Here is a 1,185-nt window from a genome sequence, read left to right on the forward strand (position 1 = left end):
TGTCGTTAATCCGATTATGGAGCTGGCACAATTCACTAAATCGCATGGCGCTTTGTTTCATGCTGATTGCGCGCAAAGTGCAGGTAAATTGCGTATTAACCTGAGTGAGTTGCCTGCAGACATGATTTCCTTATGTGCGCATAAGATATATGGTCCGAAAGGTGTAGGCGCACTGTTCGTTAGGCGATCTACTGAGTTTGGCGTTCGTGAGCAGATCCATGGAGGCGGGCATGAAAGAGGTATGCGTTCTGGTACGTTGCCGGTGCATCAGATTGTAGGTTTTGCGGAAGCTTTGCAGTTGTGTACTGAGGATATGCAGGCGGAGCAAGAACGCGTTGCTGGATATCGGGCGCGTTTTTTACAAATGCTTGGTGGTGCAACGTATAGAATAAATGGTAATCCTGAAAAAACTGTCCCAGGCATTGTTAATTTATCTTTTCCAGGTGTGGATGGGCAAATGCTGCTGACTGCGTTGCCAAACCTTGGGGTGTCATCCGGAAGCGCTTGTAACTCTGCTAGCATGAAACCCTCGCATGTGCTGAAGGCTATGGGGTTGGGCGACGAAGAAGCTCTTAGCTCATTGCGATTCTCATTTGGAAGGTTTACTACTGATGATGAAGTCCTTGATGCGGCGTCACAATTGAGAAATGCGCTGTCTAAGTTGGCGCAATAGTGCCAAAACGTTAAGTTTTACGAATCTCGCGGTACAAAGATATATTTTTGAGTGAATCAGACATATAATTCGGCCGCAATTTATGAATGGCGCATTCCGTGTGCCGAATTTACATTTTAATGGGGATAGAAACCATGGCGGTAGAACGCACCTTATCAATTGTTAAGCCTGACGCTGTAGCTAAAAATGTTGTTGGCAAAATCTATGATCGTTTTGAATCAAACGGTTTGCAAATTGTTGCAGCAAAAATGATTCGTCTTTCTAAGGAGCAGGCTGAGGGTTTCTATGCAGAGCATAAAGAGCGTCCCTTCTTTGCGGATCTAGTTTCTTTTATGACTTCTGGCCCTGTTTGTGTTCAGGTATTAGAAGGCGAAGGCGCTGTCCTTAAAAATCGCGACTTGATGGGTGCTACGAACCCGAAAGAAGCCGATGCAGGTACTATCCGAGCGGATTTCGCGTCGTCTATTGATGCGAATGCAGTGCATGGTTCAGACTCTGCCGAGTCTGCAGCA

2 protein-coding genes are annotated in these 1,185 nt (G+C 46.2%); both read left to right on the plus strand.

The features are described 5' to 3' along the window. Positions 1-673 (plus strand): cysteine desulfurase family protein (locus A3751_RS19905; RefSeq protein ID WP_156492666.1); only part of this gene is annotated, 673 nt, incomplete at its 5' end. A gap of 134 nt (positions 674-807) precedes the next feature. After that, a partial coding sequence (gene ndk / locus A3751_RS19910) for a nucleoside-diphosphate kinase (protein ID WP_068458669.1) occupies positions 808-1,185 on the plus strand: 378 nt, incomplete at its 3' end.

This window comes from Oleiphilus sp. HI0080 (assembly GCF_001635135.1).